This is a genomic window from Chryseobacterium sp. (genome assembly GCF_041914225.1).
Lineage (GTDB): Bacteria > Bacteroidota > Bacteroidia > Flavobacteriales > Weeksellaceae > Chryseobacterium.
In genome coordinates this window covers 108831-126736 of the sequence record NZ_JAYSDT010000005.1, presented here as the reverse complement: position 1 = coordinate 126736, position 17906 = coordinate 108831, and the positions used below count along the sequence as shown (strand labels likewise).

Below are 17906 nucleotides of genomic sequence, written 5' to 3'. Positions count from 1 at the left end.
ATTTTGATGATACAAAGTTGGGATATTTTCAGACTGAAGTGTTTGCCTGAATCAATCCGAAATTTGCAAAATTCAAATCAGGAACGAAATTCCAATGGAGTAAAGGTTGTTTTTCTTTTAAAGAAATTGGAAAAGTGAGCAATTTCTTCAAATCCCAAGGCATAAGAAATCTCCGAAACATTCCATTTTGTCTGTTTTAAAAGTATTTTGGCTTCCTGAACAATACGGTCAGAAATAAGCTCTGTCGTTGTCTTTCCGGTGCTTTCTTTTAATCTTTTATTCAGATAATTGACATGAACCGCCAGCCGGTCTGCATAATCCTTAGCTGTCTTCAATTGCAGCCGCTGCTCCCAGGATTCGATAGGAAACTGTCTCTCCAGCAGCTCTATAAATAAAGAAACCACCCGCATGGAAGCATCATTGGATGCTGATATTTTGGAGGCCGGCTGTAATTTCGGTCCATAGTGGATTAATTCCAGTACATAGTTTCGGATCAGATCATATTTAAATACATAATCGGATTCAATTTCCTTTTTTATTTTTTTAAAAAGGTTTTCAATTTCTTCTGCAAGTTCATCATCAATTTCAAAGACAGGTATTCCTCCAGGCTGAAAGATGGGAAGATCTTCGAGGTGGTAATAAGATTTGTCCTTAATGAAAAAATCTTCTGTAAAAATGCAGAAACTTCCTGACTGGTCAGGATCTTCAGGCATCCAGTGATAAGGAACTTTTGGGGTTGCAAATAATAACGCATTCTGCTTTATAGAAATAACCTTGTCTGCATATTCTGCCCTGTTCCTTCCTTTTATAAAACTGATTTTATAGTACTTTCTCCTGTTATAAGGCATTTCAGAAGTAGTTTTCACCTTCTCAATTGTTTGCGCAATATCAAAGACGTTAAAGTGACCTATGTCTTTATGAAGTCCTTTCGGAAAAATACTTTCAAGGTCTTTGCCCAGCTTGGCTGCCATTTCCCTGTAAAAATCTTCCAGTGAAGTGTGTGCTACTTTTTCCATCACAAATGATTTGTAAAATTCAAATATACGAAGTTATAAACAGTTCAGTTTCAGAATAAATTTCTAAAATAGAACATTTTATTTTTTCTAAACATCGTGATATATTTCATTTATTTTTTATACATTCGTTAAAACTAACTCACTAAAAATCAAAACAATGGAAAACAAAAACTTAAAACAAGGGAAAAAACTGAACAAAAAGCAACTTAGAGTCATTACCGGAGGAAAAGAAATGTGCCTGCTTCCGGATCTGACCTGCAAGAAATATTCTTTTACCTGTGCAGAAATACAATGCCAGCCAGGTATCGAATTTTAATCTCAAATAATAAAATCGCTCTCTGATCGGGAGCGATTTTCATTTGTACGATATCAAATTTCATTAATCTTAATACCTTTGTTAATTAAAATCAAAGCCATATGAATGCAAAAAACGCTCCCAAATACATGGAAGCGCTTTTCTTTATAACTAACTTTAATACTTTATTTATACATTGAATCTAAAGTGCATGATGTCACCATCCTGAACAATATATTCTTTACCTTCTACAGAAAGCTTTCCGGCTTCTTTTACTTTCACTTCTGAACCGTAGGTAATATAATCGTTATACTTGATCACTTCTGCACGGATAAATCCTTTTTCGAAGTCTGTGTGAATAACTCCCGCTGCCTGTGGAGCCGTCCAACCTTGTCCGATAGTCCATGCTCTTACTTCTTTTACTCCGGCTGTAAAATAGGTCTGAAGTTTCAAAAGATCATAAGCTTTTCTGATCAAACGGTTAACTCCCGGTTCTGTAAGCCCCAGTTCTTCAAGGAAGATTTCTCTTTCTTCAAAAGTTTCAAGCTCGTTGATATCAGCTTCAATCTGTGCAGCTAATACCACTACTTCTGCGCCTTCAGTCTGAGCCATTTCTTCAATCTTACCAATCCAATCGTTTCCGTTTTTGATAGAATTTTCATCTACATTACAAACGTAAAGTACCGGCTTATTGGTCAATAACTGAACTTCTCCGATAATTGATTTTGTAAAATCATCCGTAGCGAATTCTCTTGCATTTTTACCATCCTCAAGGAATTTCTGTAAATTCTGAAGGGTTTCGTAAGTAAGGATATCTTCTTTCTTCCCTGACTTAATGAATTTTTTAGCTTTCTCAACTGCTTTTCCTACTGTTTCAAGATCTTTCAGCTGAAGCTCAATATCAATAATTTCCTTATCTCTTAACGGATCTACTGAACCTTCTACGTGAACAATATTACCGTTATCAAAACATCTTAAAACGTGAATAATTGCTTCACACTCGCGGATATTGGCTAGGAACTGGTTCCCCAATCCTTCTCCCTTGCTGGCTCCCTTCACAAGACCTGCAATATCAACAATCTCAACTACAGCTGGCAAAACCCTCTCAGGTTTTACGATTTTTTCCAGTTCAAACAATCTCTGATCCGGTACAGAAACCGTTCCTAAGTTCGGCTCAATAGTACAGAAAGGATAGTTTGCTGATTGAGCCTTAGCATTGCTCAGACAGTTAAAAAGAGTTGATTTACCTACATTCGGCAGGCCTACGATTCCACATTTCATATTGTAAAATTCAAAGTTTAAGGTTTAGGAGCAACCCAAGGTTTCTGCAACTTTAAACATTGAACTCCGAACCTTGAATTACGAGTGCGCAAAGATAGTGATTTTTGAACGAGTTTCATAATAAAAAATCTGCCAGTGTTCTGACAGATTTTCAAAAGTTTGGATTTCACCAAACGACCTTACGGATTGTCTCCGGTAGCTTCCTGAGCCAGCGGAACGTCATTGGGTGCTTCCTGTAAAGTTTTATCTAAAGTAAATAAAGATTCATCTGTGGCTCTGTCTCCACCGGCAATTTTCAATTTATCAATTAAATTCTGAGCCAATGTTTCTTCTTCAATCTGTTCCTGTACAAACCACTGCATGAAATTCCATGTTGCCCAGTCCTTTTCTTCCATAGAAAGATCTACAATTCTGTAAATAGCAGTTGTATTATCTACTTCATGCTTAAAAACCCCGTCAAAGCAAGCCGTAAGGTTTTCAGGATCTGCCGGAGGAGCCGGAATAGCTTCAACTTTTGGTTTTCCTCCCCTGTTTAAAATATATTCCATGAATTTGATCGAATGATTTCTTTCTTCCTGAGCATGGCGGTAAAGAAAATTGGCAATTCCCTGATATCCTTTATCATCAGCCCAAATTCCATAGGATAAAAAAACGTGTGATGCATGAATTTCCTTGTTCATCTGATCACTTAATGCCTTTTCCATGTTGTCGGAAAGTCTTTTGGTATTCATAATGTTATATTTTGGTGATTATGGGGTAACTCATGCAAAAATGATTCCGATACAGTTTTTATTTTACTTTAAAAAACATAATATACTTTAAAATACAACTGGTTTTCAATATTTTAAATAAATAATTTATAGTTATTCTAAAATAAAAACCGGTTCTGTCTGAGAACCGGTTTTAAATTTATTATTGAGACTGCTTCACCTAAAGGTTCGCAATGAGATATGGGAGCGGATCTTGTCCCAACTATTTAATTCTTCTTGCTGTATAATCACTTTCATTTCCCAATCTGTCGATGGCTTTAATAGCTACAGCATTCAGTTTTTTACCGTCTTTAGTCTTAGGAATGTCTTTTGAAAGGGTATCCAGCGTTACTATTTCGGTTTGCCATACTCCGTTATACTGAGTGAAAAGTACCCACAGGAATACATCGGCGGCATTTTTTGTACTCCAGCTTGTCTGCACAAAGCTTCCGTTATCAGCAATAAACAATGTAGGAGTCTGCAAAGGAACAGCCTTTATCCAGGGAGATTTCGGCACCAATGCTTTTTCGTTATATGGTCCGCTTTTCAAAGCAGGAAGCATGTTTGGATTCTTGGTAAGTCCTGCAATGCTCCAGTGAATTTCCCCTGCATCATTTTTCAGGATATTTCTTGAAATGGCAATCTGGTTTTTAATTTCCGTTGGGCGGTCTGACACCTTAATTTCAACCGTATTCAATCCCGGCCATAAGTGGCGGTTCATAGTGTTTTCTGACTGCCACCAGCTCAACAGGGCCTCAAAACTCTGTCCTTTGGAATCAATAGGCCAATACAGCTGTGGTGAGAAATAATCTACCCAGCCTTTATTCAACCATAATTTAGCATCTGCATAGAGCTCGTCATATTGTGAAGAGCCTACAATTCCTGCAGGATATCCTGGTTTCCATATTCCAAACGGACTGATCCCGAATCTTACATTATTTTTTTCTGCGTGAATTTCTTTATAGATACGTTCCACAAATTTATTTACATTGTCTCTTCTCCAATCTGCTCTGGATAAAGTACCTCCGCTGCTTACATACGCATTCCAGGTTGCATTATCAGGAAAATCTGCGCCTTTGTTATAAGTTGCATATGGATAGAAATAATCGTCAAAATGAATGGCATCAATGTCATATCTTTTTACGATATCTTTCACAATATTTGATACATGTCCCTGGGTTTTCGGATTAGCAGGATCAAACCAGTACATTCCGTTCTTTAATCTGACAACAATATCGGACAGCTTGTTGACCATAGACAGTTTATTGACAGCGCCACCGTTGGTATGGTGTGCACGGTATGGGTTTAACCAGACATGCAGTTCCAGGCCTCTTTTGTGTGCTTCTTCTATCCAGAACTGAAGCGGATCATAGTTGGGAGAAGGTGCAGTTCCCGTTTCTCCGGTCAGGAAATATGACCACGGTTCAATATTGCTTGTATAAAGGGCATCTGCCGAAGGTCTGATCTGAAAAATTGCCGCATTGAAGTTGTTATCTTTCAACATATCAAGCATACTGATTGCCTCTGCTTTCTGCTGCTCTACTGTAAGGTCATTTCTTGAAGGCCAGTTGATATTGGCTACACTCGCAATCCATGCTCCACGGAATTCTCTTTTGATTTCCGGAAGATTGGTTCTGAAATTATCTTCGGTTGATGCGGCAGTTCCTATTGCCGGATTTGTTACTGAAGGATTTACTTTTGGAGGGTTTGTATTGTTGGCGGGTTTTGTCGGATTCTTCGTGGAAGGTGCTTTTACAACATTATTCTGAACGGAACATGAGGTAGTGTAAGAAGCAAAAACACCTAATAAAACGATAAGTTTTAATTTATTCATTCTCATAGTCACAAAACTACTTTAAAATTTATTTTTTATTTCTCAGAGATTATTATGCCAAAATAAGCATTTTAATGAGTGGTATAGAAAAAAGCCTCGAAAATCGAGGCTTTGATTTTATGTATAAGATTTTTATTATGCTTTTGCAGATCTTTCTACTCTTTTTCTTTCTTCTTCGGAAAGGATTTTCTTTCTCATTCTGATGAAATTCGGAGTAACCTCAATAGCTTCGTCAGCCTGGATGTATTCCATACATTCTTCCAGTGAGAATAAGATTTTCGGAGCAACTCCTGTATCTTTATCTTTTCCGGCAGCACGCATGTTGTTCAGCTGTTTTGCTTCTACGATATTTACTACCAAATCTCCAGGTTTGTTCTGTTCTCCAACGATCATTCCTGTATAGATTTCCTCACCCGGATCAACGAAGAATTTACCTCTATCCTGTAGTTTGTTGATTGAGTATTCTGTAGCCGGACCTGTAGTTTTGCTGATCAGTACTCCGTTGTTTCTTCCCGGAATAGCTCCTTTGAAAGGCTTGTATTCTGTGAAACGGTGTGCCATAATAGCTTCACCGGCAGTAGCTGTCAACATCTGAGAACGTAATCCGATCAATCCTCTTGAAGGAATTTCGAACTCCATGTGCTGCATCTCCCCTTTAGTTTCCATAATGTGAAGATCACCTTTTCTTTGTGTAGCCAAATCGATAACTCTTGAAGCAAATTCTTCAGGAACATCTACTACCAAAGATTCGTAAGGCTCACAGCTTACTCCGTCAATTTCTCTCAGGATAACCTGTGGCTGGCCAATCGTCATTTCGTAACCTTCTCTTCTCATGGTTTCGATCAAAACTGACAAGTGAAGAATACCTCTACCAAATACAAGGAAAGTATTTGCATCATCAGTCTGCTGAACTCTTAATGCAAGGTTTTTCTCTAATTCCTTAGTTAATCTTTCTTTAAGGTGGTTTGAAGTAACGTATTTACCATCTTTACCGAAGAAAGGTGAATTGTTGATAGAGAACGTCATGTTCAATGTAGGCTCATCAATTGCAGTTCTTTCCAATGGCTCAGGATTTTCAAGATCTACGAAAGAATCTCCGATCTGGAAAGCATCAAAACCTACTACAGCACAGATATCACCTGCCTGTACTTCTGTTACTTTTTTCTTCCCTAATCCTTCAAAAACGTAAAGCTCTTTTACTTTTCCTTTTACAATTTTACCGTCTGCCTGAGCAAGACCGATCCATTGAGATTCTTTGATCTCTCCTCTTGTCACTTTTCCGATTGCAATTCTTCCTAAGAAAGAAGAGTAATCAAGGGAAGTGATCTGCATCTGAAGGTTCCCTTCAGTTACAGTAGGAGCCGGAACATATTGTAAAATTCCGTCCAGTAATGGTAAAATATCTTCAGTTTGTTCTAATGAAGTGTTGAACCAACCTTGTTTAGAAGAACCGTAGAATGTTGGGAAATCCAACTGTTCTTCAGTAGCCTCAAGGTTGAAGAATAAATCAAATACCTGATCGTGAACTTCGTCCGGACGGCAGTTTGGTTTATCTACTTTATTGATAACTACTAATGGTCTTAATCCTAATTCCAAAGCTTTCTGAAGCACGAATCTTGTTTGTGGCATTGGTCCTTCGAACGCATCCACCAACAAAATAACCCCATCAGCCATTTTCAATACTCTTTCTACTTCTCCACCAAAATCGGCGTGACCAGGAGTATCAATTACGTTAATTTTTGTGTCTTTATAAGTAACAGAAATATTCTTGGATAAAATTGTGATCCCTCTTTCTCTTTCAAGATCGTTGTTATCCATAATTAACTCCCCACTCTCCTGATTTTCTCTGAAAATGTTGGTAGCGTGAATGATCTTGTCAACCAAAGTCGTTTTTCCGTGGTCAACGTGTGCGATAATCGCAATATTTCTAATGTTTTGCATAAAAGATTTTTACGGGTGCAAAAGTAGTGATTTTTAATGAAAAACTATTTAGTTCTCTAAATATTTAATATTTTGTTTAAAATACTTACTCACAGAACTATAAAAAAGAGTGTTCAGAAAACGCTCTTTAAAATGATTTGTGACAAATTCATAATTAAAGTAATCACAACATTGATTTTATAAATATCTGTTTTTTGAAAATCATCTTAAGACTTTTTATATCAACGTCTTATCAATCTGTAAAACAAAACCAGATCAATTAACACCACTAATATAAATTTTACAAGAAACGACTTTTTGGAAACTTTATGACTGAAAATAATCATTCCTGAGGCAGCCCCTAAAATCCCGCCCAGCAGTGAGATTCCTAAAAGGGTGTTCTCAGAAATTCTCCATTGATGTTTTTTAGCCTGCCATTTATCAAAGCCAAAAGCTCCGAATGTAATCAGATTTATAATGAACAGAAAAGGAATCATTTTAAAATTAATTTGCTGCAAAAGTAGGGTTTAATTTCAGAACAGGATTTTATAAATTTGCACTTCCTAAAAATAAAATGAATGACAGTACAGGATCTTGCGGGAAGCTATTCTATTGAAGGAAGTAATCAGGAAGAGTCTTCCCTGCCCACATATCATGGCATATTAACTCTATCCATTGATGAGAACAACCGCATCATTGCCCAATGGATTATTGGTGATCATATACAAAATGGTACCGGATTTTATAAAGATCAGATTTTGGTAATTAACTTCAATTATGAAGGTGAAGATCACAAAATCTATAAAGGTGTTGCGGTCTACCGCTGTCTGAATAAAGACGTCCTCGATGGATTCTGGTCTGAAAAGCATGGCAATCCATTATATCTTGGAGGTGAATTTTGTGTAAGAATCCGGAATTCTGAGATTTTGAACTAGGTTATTCTTTTTGATAGAATTCACAAAAAATAAACGGGCTGTCTTGATGAAGACAGCCCGGTATTGATTAAAGTTGAATAACTTATTTTTTAGCTTTTACATCGATTGCAATCTCGATATCTTTGCTGATCATCCATTCTGCAGGATCTGCTTCTGAAGTACCGAATTTGATTCCCCAATCCGCTCTGTTTACAGTGAATTTAGCCTGAATAGCTGCTGAATTTTCAGTAACATCTACTTTAGCAGGGAAAGTAACATTCATTGTTTTTCCTGATAGTGTAAGGTTTCCGCTTACTGTTTTATTAGCTCCTGCTACTGCATCTTTTGGTGCTTCTTTAAGATCTGTAACACTTGTAATTTTGAAATCTGAAGTAGGGTTTTTCGCTACATCAAAGAAATCAGGATTTTTAAGGTGAGCCTCAAGATCTGCCGGCTTTTTATCTTTCTCTGTTACTGAAGCCGGATCTACTTTAATAGAGTTCATGTCAATAATAAAGTTTCCTGCTGCAACCTGACCAGCATCAACACTGATATCTCCTGATTTTACAGTAAGAGTTCCCCAACGAGGTGCCATACCTCCTTTATGGAATGCTTTCCAGTTTACTACTGAAGCTACTGTATCCACCGCAAGTGTTTCACCTTTGCTTTATGCTACTGTCTGCTCCTGAGCCGTAGCTGCAGATTCTGCTGATTTTCCTTTATTACATGATGCTAAAAGCAATCCTACTCCTACTAATGCAATTACGCTAATTTTTTTCATATTGAACTGTTTAAAAAAGTTTGAATTTTGTTGTTTTCGGGTACAAAAATAGAAAAACCTGTTGGGAGGAACCTTAACATACATCAAGAAATGTGGTATTTCTATATTATTTGCAATGATAAACCCATTTGCTGAAGACCTTTGTTCTATATTGCAATCGCAACAAAAATTAATTATCAATCAATTAACAGATATTTAAAGGATTTATTCCAGTGGATTGGTAAAAAATAATACAGAAATAAAGAGATTAATACATCCTGTATTTATATTTTCTCATCCCAAAACCCTATTTTAGCCCTACGAAAACAGAACAATGACGACCGTAGAATTTATACAGAAACAACTGAATATTTCTGAAAAGAGCATCAACAATACATTACAACTATTAGCAGAAGACTGCACCATTCCTTTTATTTCCCGTTACCGGAAAGATAAAACCGGAAATCTTGATGAAACACAGATCGAACAGATTTCAAAAATAAGCAGGCAGTTTGAAGAGATTGTTAAAAGAAAGGAATCTATTTTAAAATCTATTGAAGAGCAAAATTCCTTAACGCCTGAACTTCAGCAGAGAATAGAAGAAAGCTTTGATATCCAGGAGCTGGAAGATCTTTATTTACCTTTCAAAAAGCGTAAGAAAACCAAAGCTGATGCTGCCAAGGAAAAAGGGCTTGAACCTTTGGCCAAAATGATCATGAGCCAAAAGAATAATGATGTGCAGTTCCTGGCATCAAAATACCTCAGCAGCGAAGTTACATCCGAAGAAGAAGCACTTCAGGGGGCCAGGGATATTATGGCAGAATGGATTAATGAAAATATGTATGTGCGTAAAAATCTTCGCAGATTATTTCAGCGTAAGGCAGTTATTACTTCAAAAGTTGTAAAGGCTAAAAAAGACGAAGAGGAAGCACAAAAATTCTCCCAATATTTTGAATGGGAAGAAAGCCTTAACAGAACTCCCTCCCACAGACTTCTTGCCATGTTGAGGGCTGAAGCGGAAGGCTTCGTCAAAACGAATGTAGGAATAGATAAAGAAGAGGCGATTGATTTTATTGAAAAAGCAATTATCAAATCCAATAATGAAAGTTCGGACCAGATTTCGCTGGCCATAAAAGACAGTTATAAAAGACTTCTCGAACCCGCCATTTCTAATGAAGCCCTGCAGGAAGCTAAAGAAAAGGCAGACAAAAAAGCCATCGAAATCTTCTCTGAAAACTTAAGCCAGCTGCTCCTGGCGCCACCTTTGGGAGAGAAAAGAATCCTGGCGATTGATCCGGGATACCGAAGCGGCTGCAAAGTGGTGTGTCTGGATGAAAAAGGTGACTTGTTGCACAACGAAACCATTTACCCTCACGCTCCACAGAATGAAAGCGGAATGGCCATGAAAAAAATCCGTTCTATGGTAAATGCCTATAATATTGAAGCCATTTCAATTGGCAACGGAACTGCAAGCCGTGAAACAGAGTTCTTTATTAAAAAAATTGCTTTTGATAAGCCTTTGCAGGTTTTCGTGGTTTCAGAAGCCGGAGCATCAGTATATTCTGCAAGTAAAATTGCAAGAGATGAGTTTCCTTCCTATGATGTGACTGTTCGTGGAGCCGTTTCCATCGGGAGAAGACTTTCTGATCCGCTGGCAGAACTGGTGAAAATTGACGCCAAATCTATTGGTGTCGGGCAATATCAGCATGATGTGGATCAGACTCAGTTAAAAAATGAACTGGATTCTACTGTGATGAAATGTGTAAATTCTGTGGGAATTAACCTAAATACGGCCAGCAAATCCCTTTTAAGCTATGTTTCCGGAATCGGGGAAAAAATGGCTGAAAATATTGTCAATTACCGTACTGAAAACGGAGCATTTGAAGACAGAAAGCAACTTAAAAAAGTTCCGAGACTTGGAGATAAAGCTTTTCAGCAGGCAGCAGCTTTTGTAAGGATTACAAATGCCAAAAACCCTTTGGATAATTCTGCCGTACACCCTGAAGCTTATGGAATTGTTGAGAAAATGGCCAAAGATTTAGGAATTAAAACCAATGAACTGATTGGCAATAAAGAAAAAATAGCTCTGGTAAAACCGGAAAACTATATTACCGGAGAGATCGAGATCCTGGGAATTAAGGATATTTTAAAAGAACTTGAAAAACCAGGACTGGATCCAAGAAAGGTAGCCAAAGTATTTGAATTTGATCCTAACGTTAAAAGCATTAAAGATTTAAAAACCGGTATGATTCTTCCTGGAATTGTCAATAATATTACAGCCTTCGGATGCTTTGTAGATCTTGGAATTAAAGAAAGTGGGCTGGTTCATATTTCCCAGCTGAAAGACGGATTTGTTTCCGATGTCAATGAAGTGGTAAAGCTTCACCAGCATGTCCGTGTAAAGGTAACCGAAGTGGACGAGGCAAGAAAAAGAGTACAGCTGAGTATGATTTTGTAAAATAGCTGCTGCAGATTAAAATATAAACACAAAATTTTTATTTTGAACACAAAGAACTTAATTTTCGACCTGGATGGCACATTATGGGATCCCAGAGCCACGATCATCAAAATATGGAATAAGATATTGGGTAAACATCAGTTGATCCAAAGAGAAATAAAACCCGAAGACATGGATCAGTACATGGGTTTATTAGCCCACGATATTATCAAGGATATTGTTCCGGGAATTTCAGACCTTCACGTACGGGAGCTTCTTGCTGAGATCGTAGCCGAAGAAAATAAAATCCTGCGTATACAAGGCGGAATTTTATATGACGGTGTGGAAGATACATTGAAAAGCCTTGCCAATACTCATTCTCTTTTTATTGTAAGTAACTGCCAGGACAGTTATATTGAATCTTTTTTAGAATATTATAAATTCAATGATCTGTTTACAGACTTTGAGTCTCATGGGCGAACCCAAAAGCCAAAAGCTGACAACATCAGGCTTCTTATGGAAAGGAATCAGCTGTCCATTGAAGATTCTGTATACATAGGTGATACCCAAACCGATTATGATTCAGCAAGGGCTAATGGCCTTTCGTTTGTTTTCTGTAAATATGGTTTTGGAAAATTAGCAGAATCTCTTTATGAGCCATCCATTCTTACGTTTTCTGATTTAAAGGTTCATATTTCTGATATTGTAAAATAAGATTATATATCAAAATAAAGGCTGCCTGTAAGGCAGCCTTTATTTTTTCAAAGAAAAAAAATTATCATTTATAATCCTTAGAACTTCTTCTGGGTTCTTTTACTTCCGGCCATTTTACTGTTTCCCCTTTCTCATCCTGAGGCATTGCTCTTTTCTCTCTGTTGGTAAATTCCGGATCTTCAGAAGCCATGTAAGCTAATGCCGCCGTTAAGATCACATTATTTTTTACCTCATCAAAAACAATTTTATCATAGGTATCTTTTGTAGTGTGCCATGTATATCCGAAATAGCCCCAGTTCAGAGAACCTAAAGAAAATCCCGGTACTCCTGCTGCCACAAAAGAAGCATGATCCGATCCACCGCCACCAGGCATTCCAGGGAAGTCTGTTTTAATATGGGTCTTCACTGCTTTAGGAACGCCATCAAGCCATCTTCCGATATAATCATAAGCTTTTACAAATCCCTGACCGCTGATGTTTACCACACGACCGGTACCGTTATCCTGATTAAAAGCGGCCTGTACTCCTTTTATAATCTGAGGATTATCTGCAACAAAACCTCTTGAACCGTTCAGTCCCTGCTCTTCGCTTCCCCAAAGTCCAATGACAATTGTTCTCTTATTGTTAGGATAGTATTTTTTCAGGATCCTCATCGCTTCAAGCATCGTGATGGTTCCGGTTCCGTTATCTGTAGCACCCTGGGCGCCGTCCCATGAATCAAGGTGAGCGGAAAGAATAACATATTCATCAGGCTTTTCTTTTCCTTTGATCATCCCGATTGTATTAAAACTTTTGGCTTCAGGAAGTATTTTTGACTGGGCATCAATTTTAATTTTAGGCTTCCCTCCTTTTTCCGACATTCTGTAAAGCATTCCATAGTCTTCCACATCAATATCGATCATTGGAATTTTGGATGTTTTTGCACCAAATATTCTGTTAGCCCCCATGATGCCGGTCCAGTTTGAAATGGCAATACCTGCTGCACCTGCTTTTTCTAACGCTTCAGGAAGACTGTTGTTATCATACCCGATATTTTTCACATACGCTGTAAAGTCTTTGGCTGCCTGCTCTTTTTCTGCCTTAAGCTTTTCATACAGCTCAGGAGTAGCAAATTCTTTGATCTGCTCATCAGAACGCCCGATTTTCTGGTATTGTGCCATCAGCACTATTTTCCCCTTCACAGAAGGAAGCCATTGGTCGAATTCTGCTTTGGAAGATACTTTCGGAAGAATAATCACTTCTGCCTCAACCGCCTTTTTAGTAGCAGGACTCCACGCCAGCTGTGTTGCTGCAAGAGATTTTATCCGCGGATAGGTCATATCAACATGTGTTGTTCCTCTCTGCCATCCTTTCCAGGTTCCGAATTGCTGAAGATTGGCTTCCACTCCCCATGAACGAAGCTTATTGGCACTCCATTCGTTTGCGGCAAGCATTTCAGGAGTCCCCACAAGGCGTGGCCCGATACCGTCCAGCAGTTCATACGCCAGGTTTTCCAGCTGGGAATTATTATTTACTTCATCTACAAAACTTTTTACGACAGGGTCTAATCTTTCTTTGGGATCAACCTTTATCTGAGCCCATGAAAACTGGGCAGCCAGCACTACTGCAGGCACTGCAAAAAATCTATTTATCCTCATAATATATATTGATTGGTTTAAAGATAGCAGAATTCAGGAAGATGATGAAAGATTAAGCCTAAAAAAGAGACATTCACATGATATTATCAACATTTTTGTTTAAAAACAATAACAGAAATTAACTAATATCAGTATTTACAGAAAATATCATCAATAGAATATGATCTTCAGATCAGTTGTATGGAAAAAAACAATTCAAAAATATATTGTATTCAGGCATAAAAAAACCGGCTTCAAAAGCCGGTTAAAGGTGAATTATTTCTTAGCTTCTTCTACAGAAACTTTTCTGAATTCTTTGAACAGTTTGCTTAGTTCTAAAGCTGCTTTACGAGCTCTTGTACCAGCAGCCTTGTTTCCTTTTTCCGCTTGTTGGTTTGCCTCAGTTGTGAACGCTTCAAATTCTGCGTTGATTTTTTCAATTAGTTCTTTCATTTATTTAAAAATTTAGGCTGCAAATATAGGTTTTATGGTGATTCCAGCCTAATTGTGCTGAAAAAAAATAGCGGATTTTATTATTTTTTTTGAGTCTTTCTTAATTTCAATTTAATTTTTAAAATGAAAATGAATTATTGTAGAAATCCAGCATCTAACCGGGCATAATATAGAGTATAATTTAATATTCAATTAAACCACTAAAAATCAATGAGAAACGAATAAAAATCAAAAATCACTTCGCTTTACGGTCTATCTTTATAACTTTAATATTTTAAATCTGCAATTCTCTTGCTTTCCTGCCTGCATTTTCCAGCAAAACAATACTTTCTGAAGTAATTCTTTCTGCAAAAATAATCCTGAAATGGTAATGATATCTGTCCATGAAAGAAAAGGTATCTCCGGGAGTAAATAAAATCCGGTGCCGCTCACAATATTCGTAAAACCTTTTTATATCTGTACTTTCCGGAAGCTGCCCCCAAATACTGTAACCGCCCTGTGGTCTGTGAAAATAAGAGCTTTCAGGAAAAGAATTCCTTATGGCTTCCAATACCTGAACAGCCTGCTGATTAAGTTTTTTCCGGAAGGACTGAAGATGTCTTTCATAGCTATTTCCCTGGAGCAGCTTCAGCACCAGTTCCTGATATACCGGAGAAACAGACCGTCCCAAAGCAAATCTCGCTCTTTCAGATTTTGCATACAAATCACCGGCATACAGCCAGCCCAGGCGGATTCCCGGCGAAAGTGTTTTTGAAAATGATGAGTAGATCATGACATGACCTTTCGTATCAAAGCTTTTTATACAGCGTGGTCTTTGTTCGCCAAAATACAGATCAGAATACATATCATTCTCAATAATATATAACTGATGAACTTCTGCAATGCTAAGTATTTCTTTTTTTGTTTCATCATTCATCAGTACTCCTGTAGGGTTATGAAAATTCGGAGTAACAACCAAAGCACGGATATTATTTTCCTTACATGCTTTTCTGAAGAATTCAGTATCAAAACCCCTTTTATAATCTACAGGAATCTCTATCACTTTCAGCTCCAGATGGGCAATTACTTCCAGTACAGAAAACACACAGGGACTGTCAACAGCTACCACATCACCAGCTTTTGCAGCCGACTTTAAAGCAATGGTAAGAGCCTGCAAAGCACCATCAGTGATAATGATTTCATCAGGATTTAAGGTACAGTCATAGGCGCCCATTTTTTTTGCAATATGCTTCCTTAATGCTTCCAGACCGTTTGAAGGATAATACCTGAGAAGAGATGCTCCTTTTTCACGAATAACTTCCTGCATCGTTCTCAGAATAAGCTTCTGCGGAATCAGCAGATCACCAGGCACTGCCGTATTAAAAGAGCTGGATTCGGAAGTCCTTCTGGAAGTCAGCATGATGTTTTTCATGAACACTTCGTCTCTTACGACCGCCGGGAATTTTGTTTTCACTTCCGGGATATGTTCATCCTGAATTCTCCTGACGAAATATCCGGACCGTGGATTGCTCCTGATCAGCCCCTTGATCATAAGATATTCAAATCCGCTTTGTACAGAACTTGTACTCAGCTTGTATTTTCTCTTAATCTCACGAACAGAAGGAAGCCTGTCATTTTCCTGTAAAATTCCATTGCGTATCCGTTCCTCTATTGCAGCTGCAAAAACTTCGTACTTATAGGGTTTCATCATACATATCAACTGTACTGAACAAATTTATAAAAATATCCTTCTGTACCGATTATATTTTAGCAAACTGTATCCTTTTTGAATAGATTAATCTTATAATTTTGAATAAAAAAATCCCCATGGATATTATTTCAAAATTTACAGTAGGTTCTGAAGAAGGAATTTCTGATCTTATAACCATTATTGATTCTTCTGTTTACACACTATATAAAGATTTCGTAAGTGAGGAAGAGATTAAAAAATATATTCACAACGATATAGATCCGAGAAAGATGATCTATGACCTTAATGATCTTTCCAACCAGCTGATCATGATCTATGCTGACCAGAAACCTATCGGGTACAGCATTATTAAAAGCGGTTCCCTGCATCCCGGAATTCCTGAAGGAAAACGGGCAACAGAAATCAGCTTTGTGATTCTTTCAGAGTTTGACACTCCGGAAACAAGACAGTCGCTGTGGAAAAAATGCAGATCAGCAGTAAGCTTCACTGATATTATATGGATCAATATGCTGGATCATGATCCGCTTGCAGCATTTTTAAAAGAATCCGGGTTTGTAACTGCGGATATTTCAAAAGCGGGTCCTTTTCAGCTTCCTTCGCATATTTTGGAACTGGAGATTAATAAAAGCTGATTCTTAACTACAGGACACAGATTGTAAGATGTTTACCGAAATCGAGAAAAACTATAATTCTGATTCTTATTATCGCACTTAAAATTATCCTAAGTGAGCAGCAGTTTGCTTATCTTTGATTTTTATAATTTTTACTTATGAGTGATCAGCTGGAAACCATAGAAGATTATTACAGACGCATCCGCAGAGATCAGATCAAAATGTTTGATTCTGAAGACTTTGAAACAGGAAAATCCCATTTCAATATTTCCATGCGGAGATACTGCAGCTTCAAAAGCCCCTATAACCGCCGTGATTATTACAAAATCAGCTTTATCATTGGAAAAGGAACGATTCATTATGGTTCACATCAGCTGTATATTGACCGCCCTGCCCTATTCTTTCCATCTCCGGGCATTCCGTATTCATGGGAGTGTGAGAGTGATGTACAGGAAGGTTACTTTTGTTTGTTCAACCAGGAATTTTTTAGTGGAAACACAGAATTCAACCTGTTCAAAAAAACGTCGATGTTCAAAGAATGGAGCAAGCCTGTTGTTTTTCTGACAGAGGAACAAACCCAGCTGGCGACACTTTATTTCGAGCAGATGTACAGAATGAACAACTCCACTTATCCTTTCCGTTGCAGCAGCATCAAAAGCAATCTGGCGTCCGTTATGCATCTGGCTCTTGAAAACCGTGTAGAAGATATCAATCCGAATGAGCTTCCTGCAAATGTGCGTTTATACAAACTGTTTGATGAGCTGCTCAACAAACAGTTTCCTTTGGACTCACCTGCTTATCCGCTGGCCTTAAAAACACCTTCCGACTTTGCCGAGCACCTGAATGTTCATGTCAACCACCTGAACTCTTCGGTAAAATCCGTGACAAATCTTACGACCACGCAGATTATCAAGGAAAAAATGTTTGAAGAGTCTAAAAATCTGCTGAAGTATACTAACTGGGATATTGCCCAGATTGGTTATACGTTAGGATTTGACCAGCCTGCCCACTTCAATAATTTCTTTAAAAAGCACGCCCGCACTTCACCATTAAAATTTAAGAATTTATCCTAATCTTTGATTTTTGTAATTTTTACTTTGTCTTTTAAAATTCACTTTCCTATTTCCTGACTTATTTTTGCATAGTAAAAAATGAATGAACATGTTGAGAGAAGCATCTGAACAACGAATCAGATTAATTACCATTATGGCTTTCGTGTCTATCCCGCTTTCCGGGTTTGTCACACACATTTATCTACCATCATTTCCCTCTATGGCCAAAGAAATGATGGTATCAGAAAAAGATATCCAGATTACTTTAACATCATACCTGCTGAGCTACGGGATTTCCCAGTTGTTTGTGGGAGGAATTCTGGACAGCATCGGACGATACCGCCCCAAACTGATCGCCTTATTTCTGTTAATCCTTACAAGTATTTTAATTACTATGACGAACAGCATTTTATTGATCTGTCTGCTTCGTATACTTCAGGGGGCAGCCGTTTCAGTGCTTGTTGTAGCTACCCGTGCTATTTTCGTAGATATTTATGATGCAGAGAAGGTGAAGCACTATCTGAGTTATTTTACCATTGTATGGTCGTGCGGTCCTATTCTGGCC

At 37.8% G+C, this 17906-nt stretch carries 17 protein-coding genes; 7 read left to right on the top strand and 10 right to left on the bottom strand.

The features are described from left to right. Window positions 1-77 precede the first annotated feature (77 nt). On the bottom strand, window positions 78-1016 hold the full coding sequence (locus ACE3RB_RS04220; protein ID WP_374463058.1) for a helix-turn-helix domain-containing protein: 939 nt from the start codon (window positions 1014-1016) through the stop codon (window positions 78-80). A 157-nt stretch (window positions 1017-1173) separates the two neighbouring features. On the opposite strand from ACE3RB_RS04220, the gene ACE3RB_RS04215 reads away from it, so the two are divergent. After that, window positions 1174-1332: a hypothetical protein gene (locus ACE3RB_RS04215; RefSeq protein ID WP_374463057.1), complete on the top strand. Its 159-nt coding sequence runs from the start codon at window positions 1174-1176 to the stop codon at window positions 1330-1332. A 168-nt stretch (window positions 1333-1500) separates the two neighbouring features. Here ACE3RB_RS04215 and ychF read toward each other — a convergent pair whose 3' ends face one another. The 5 genes from ychF to ACE3RB_RS04190 all read right to left on the bottom strand — a co-directional run bounded on the left by ychF (window position 1501) and on the right by ACE3RB_RS04190 (window position 7592). Then, complete coding sequence (gene ychF, locus ACE3RB_RS04210) at window positions 1501-2592, bottom strand: redox-regulated ATPase YchF (RefSeq protein ID WP_374463056.1); 1092 nt, start codon at window positions 2590-2592, stop codon at window positions 1501-1503. A 179-nt stretch (window positions 2593-2771) separates the two neighbouring features. Then, window positions 2772-3323 carry a ferritin gene (locus ACE3RB_RS04205; protein ID WP_142722778.1) on the bottom strand — a complete coding sequence of 184 codons (552 nt, stop codon included), beginning with the start codon at window positions 3321-3323 and terminating at the stop codon, window positions 2772-2774. A gap of 241 nt (window positions 3324-3564) precedes the next feature. Further along, complete coding sequence (locus tag ACE3RB_RS04200; RefSeq protein WP_374463055.1) at window positions 3565-5181, bottom strand: glycoside hydrolase family 10 protein; 1617 nt, start codon at window positions 5179-5181, stop codon at window positions 3565-3567. Between the two features lie 129 nt (window positions 5182-5310). Then, complete coding sequence (gene typA, locus ACE3RB_RS04195; RefSeq protein WP_002978898.1) at window positions 5311-7116, bottom strand: translational GTPase TypA; 1806 nt, start codon at window positions 7114-7116, stop codon at window positions 5311-5313. A 221-nt stretch (window positions 7117-7337) separates the two neighbouring features. Continuing rightward, entirely contained in the window at window positions 7338-7592 is a 255-nt protein-coding gene (locus ACE3RB_RS04190) for a DUF1294 domain-containing protein (RefSeq protein WP_374463054.1), read from the bottom strand. Window positions 7593-7673: 81 nt separating this feature from the next. Between ACE3RB_RS04190 and ACE3RB_RS04185 the strand changes: the two genes are divergently transcribed. Continuing rightward, window positions 7674-8030, top strand: a complete 357-nt coding sequence (locus ACE3RB_RS04185; protein ID WP_374463053.1) for a hypothetical protein — start codon at window positions 7674-7676, stop codon at window positions 8028-8030. Window positions 8031-8112: 82 nt separating this feature from the next. Here the strand turns inward: ACE3RB_RS04185 and ACE3RB_RS04180 are convergent, their stop codons facing one another. Continuing rightward, window positions 8113-8655 carry a YceI family protein gene (locus ACE3RB_RS04180; RefSeq protein ID WP_374463052.1) on the bottom strand — a complete coding sequence of 181 codons (543 nt, stop codon included), beginning with the start codon at window positions 8653-8655 and terminating at the stop codon, window positions 8113-8115. Window positions 8656-9103: 448 nt separating this feature from the next. Between ACE3RB_RS04180 and ACE3RB_RS04175 the strand changes: the two genes are divergently transcribed. Continuing rightward, window positions 9104-11227, top strand: coding sequence for a Tex family protein (locus ACE3RB_RS04175; RefSeq protein ID WP_374463051.1), 2124 nt, complete (start codon window positions 9104-9106; stop codon window positions 11225-11227). Window positions 11228-11269: 42 nt separating this feature from the next. Further along, window positions 11270-11920 carry an HAD family hydrolase gene (locus tag ACE3RB_RS04170; protein ID WP_374463050.1) on the top strand — a complete coding sequence of 217 codons (651 nt, stop codon included), beginning with the start codon at window positions 11270-11272 and terminating at the stop codon, window positions 11918-11920. Window positions 11921-11984: 64 nt separating this feature from the next. On the opposite strand, the gene ACE3RB_RS04165 is transcribed toward ACE3RB_RS04170, so the two are convergent. From ACE3RB_RS04165 to ACE3RB_RS04155, 3 genes are all read right to left on the bottom strand, one after another. After that, a complete protein-coding gene (locus tag ACE3RB_RS04165; RefSeq protein WP_374463049.1) occupies window positions 11985-13556 on the bottom strand; it encodes a M20/M25/M40 family metallo-hydrolase in 1572 nt (523 codons plus the stop codon). A 255-nt stretch (window positions 13557-13811) separates the two neighbouring features. Further along, window positions 13812-13988, bottom strand: coding sequence for a histone H1 (locus tag ACE3RB_RS04160; protein ID WP_002978882.1), 177 nt, complete (start codon window positions 13986-13988; stop codon window positions 13812-13814). A gap of 274 nt (window positions 13989-14262) precedes the next feature. Next, a complete protein-coding gene (locus tag ACE3RB_RS04155) occupies window positions 14263-15678 on the bottom strand; it encodes a PLP-dependent aminotransferase family protein (RefSeq protein ID WP_374463048.1) in 1416 nt (471 codons plus the stop codon). Window positions 15679-15794: 116 nt separating this feature from the next. Between ACE3RB_RS04155 and ACE3RB_RS04150 the strand changes: the two genes are divergently transcribed. From ACE3RB_RS04150 to ACE3RB_RS04140, 3 genes are all read left to right on the top strand, one after another. Then, window positions 15795-16310, top strand: a complete 516-nt coding sequence (locus ACE3RB_RS04150) for a hypothetical protein (RefSeq protein ID WP_374463047.1) — start codon at window positions 15795-15797, stop codon at window positions 16308-16310. Between the two features lie 137 nt (window positions 16311-16447). Continuing rightward, entirely contained in the window at window positions 16448-17362 is a 915-nt protein-coding gene (locus tag ACE3RB_RS04145) for a helix-turn-helix domain-containing protein (protein WP_374463045.1), read from the top strand. 88 nt (window positions 17363-17450) lie between these two features. After that, window positions 17451-17906: MFS transporter (locus tag ACE3RB_RS04140; protein WP_374463044.1), on the top strand; the 456-nt coding region annotated here is incomplete at its 3' end.

Excerpts from the sequence above, each read along its gene's own strand:
- ACE3RB_RS04215 (WP_374463057.1), top strand. The coding sequence starts at position 1,174 with ATGGAAAACAAAAACTTAAAACAAGGGAAAAAACTGAACAAAAAGCAA.
- ACE3RB_RS04220 (WP_374463058.1), bottom strand. The coding sequence starts at position 1,016 with ATGGAAAAAGTAGCACACACTTCACTGGAAGATTTTTACAGGGAAATG.
- typA (WP_002978898.1), bottom strand. The coding sequence starts at position 7,116 with ATGCAAAACATTAGAAATATTGCGATTATCGCACACGTTGACCACGGA.
- ACE3RB_RS04200 (WP_374463055.1), bottom strand. The coding sequence starts at position 5,181 with ATGAGAATGAATAAATTAAAACTTATCGTTTTATTAGGTGTTTTTGCT.
- ACE3RB_RS04165 (WP_374463049.1), bottom strand. The coding sequence starts at position 13,556 with ATGAGGATAAATAGATTTTTTGCAGTGCCTGCAGTAGTGCTGGCTGCC.
- ACE3RB_RS04160 (WP_002978882.1), bottom strand. The coding sequence starts at position 13,988 with ATGAAAGAACTAATTGAAAAAATCAACGCAGAATTTGAAGCGTTCACA.
- ACE3RB_RS04185 (WP_374463053.1), top strand. The coding sequence starts at position 7,674 with ATGACAGTACAGGATCTTGCGGGAAGCTATTCTATTGAAGGAAGTAAT.
- ACE3RB_RS04205 (WP_142722778.1), bottom strand. The coding sequence starts at position 3,323 with ATGAATACCAAAAGACTTTCCGACAACATGGAAAAGGCATTAAGTGAT.
- ACE3RB_RS04145 (WP_374463045.1), top strand. The coding sequence starts at position 16,448 with ATGAGTGATCAGCTGGAAACCATAGAAGATTATTACAGACGCATCCGC.
- ACE3RB_RS04190 (WP_374463054.1), bottom strand. The coding sequence starts at position 7,592 with ATGATTCCTTTTCTGTTCATTATAAATCTGATTACATTCGGAGCTTTT.
- ACE3RB_RS04175 (WP_374463051.1), top strand. The coding sequence starts at position 9,104 with ATGACGACCGTAGAATTTATACAGAAACAACTGAATATTTCTGAAAAG.
- ychF (WP_374463056.1), bottom strand. The coding sequence starts at position 2,592 with ATGAAATGTGGAATCGTAGGCCTGCCGAATGTAGGTAAATCAACTCTT.
- ACE3RB_RS04150 (WP_374463047.1), top strand. The coding sequence starts at position 15,795 with ATGGATATTATTTCAAAATTTACAGTAGGTTCTGAAGAAGGAATTTCT.
- ACE3RB_RS04155 (WP_374463048.1), bottom strand. The coding sequence starts at position 15,678 with ATGATGAAACCCTATAAGTACGAAGTTTTTGCAGCTGCAATAGAGGAA.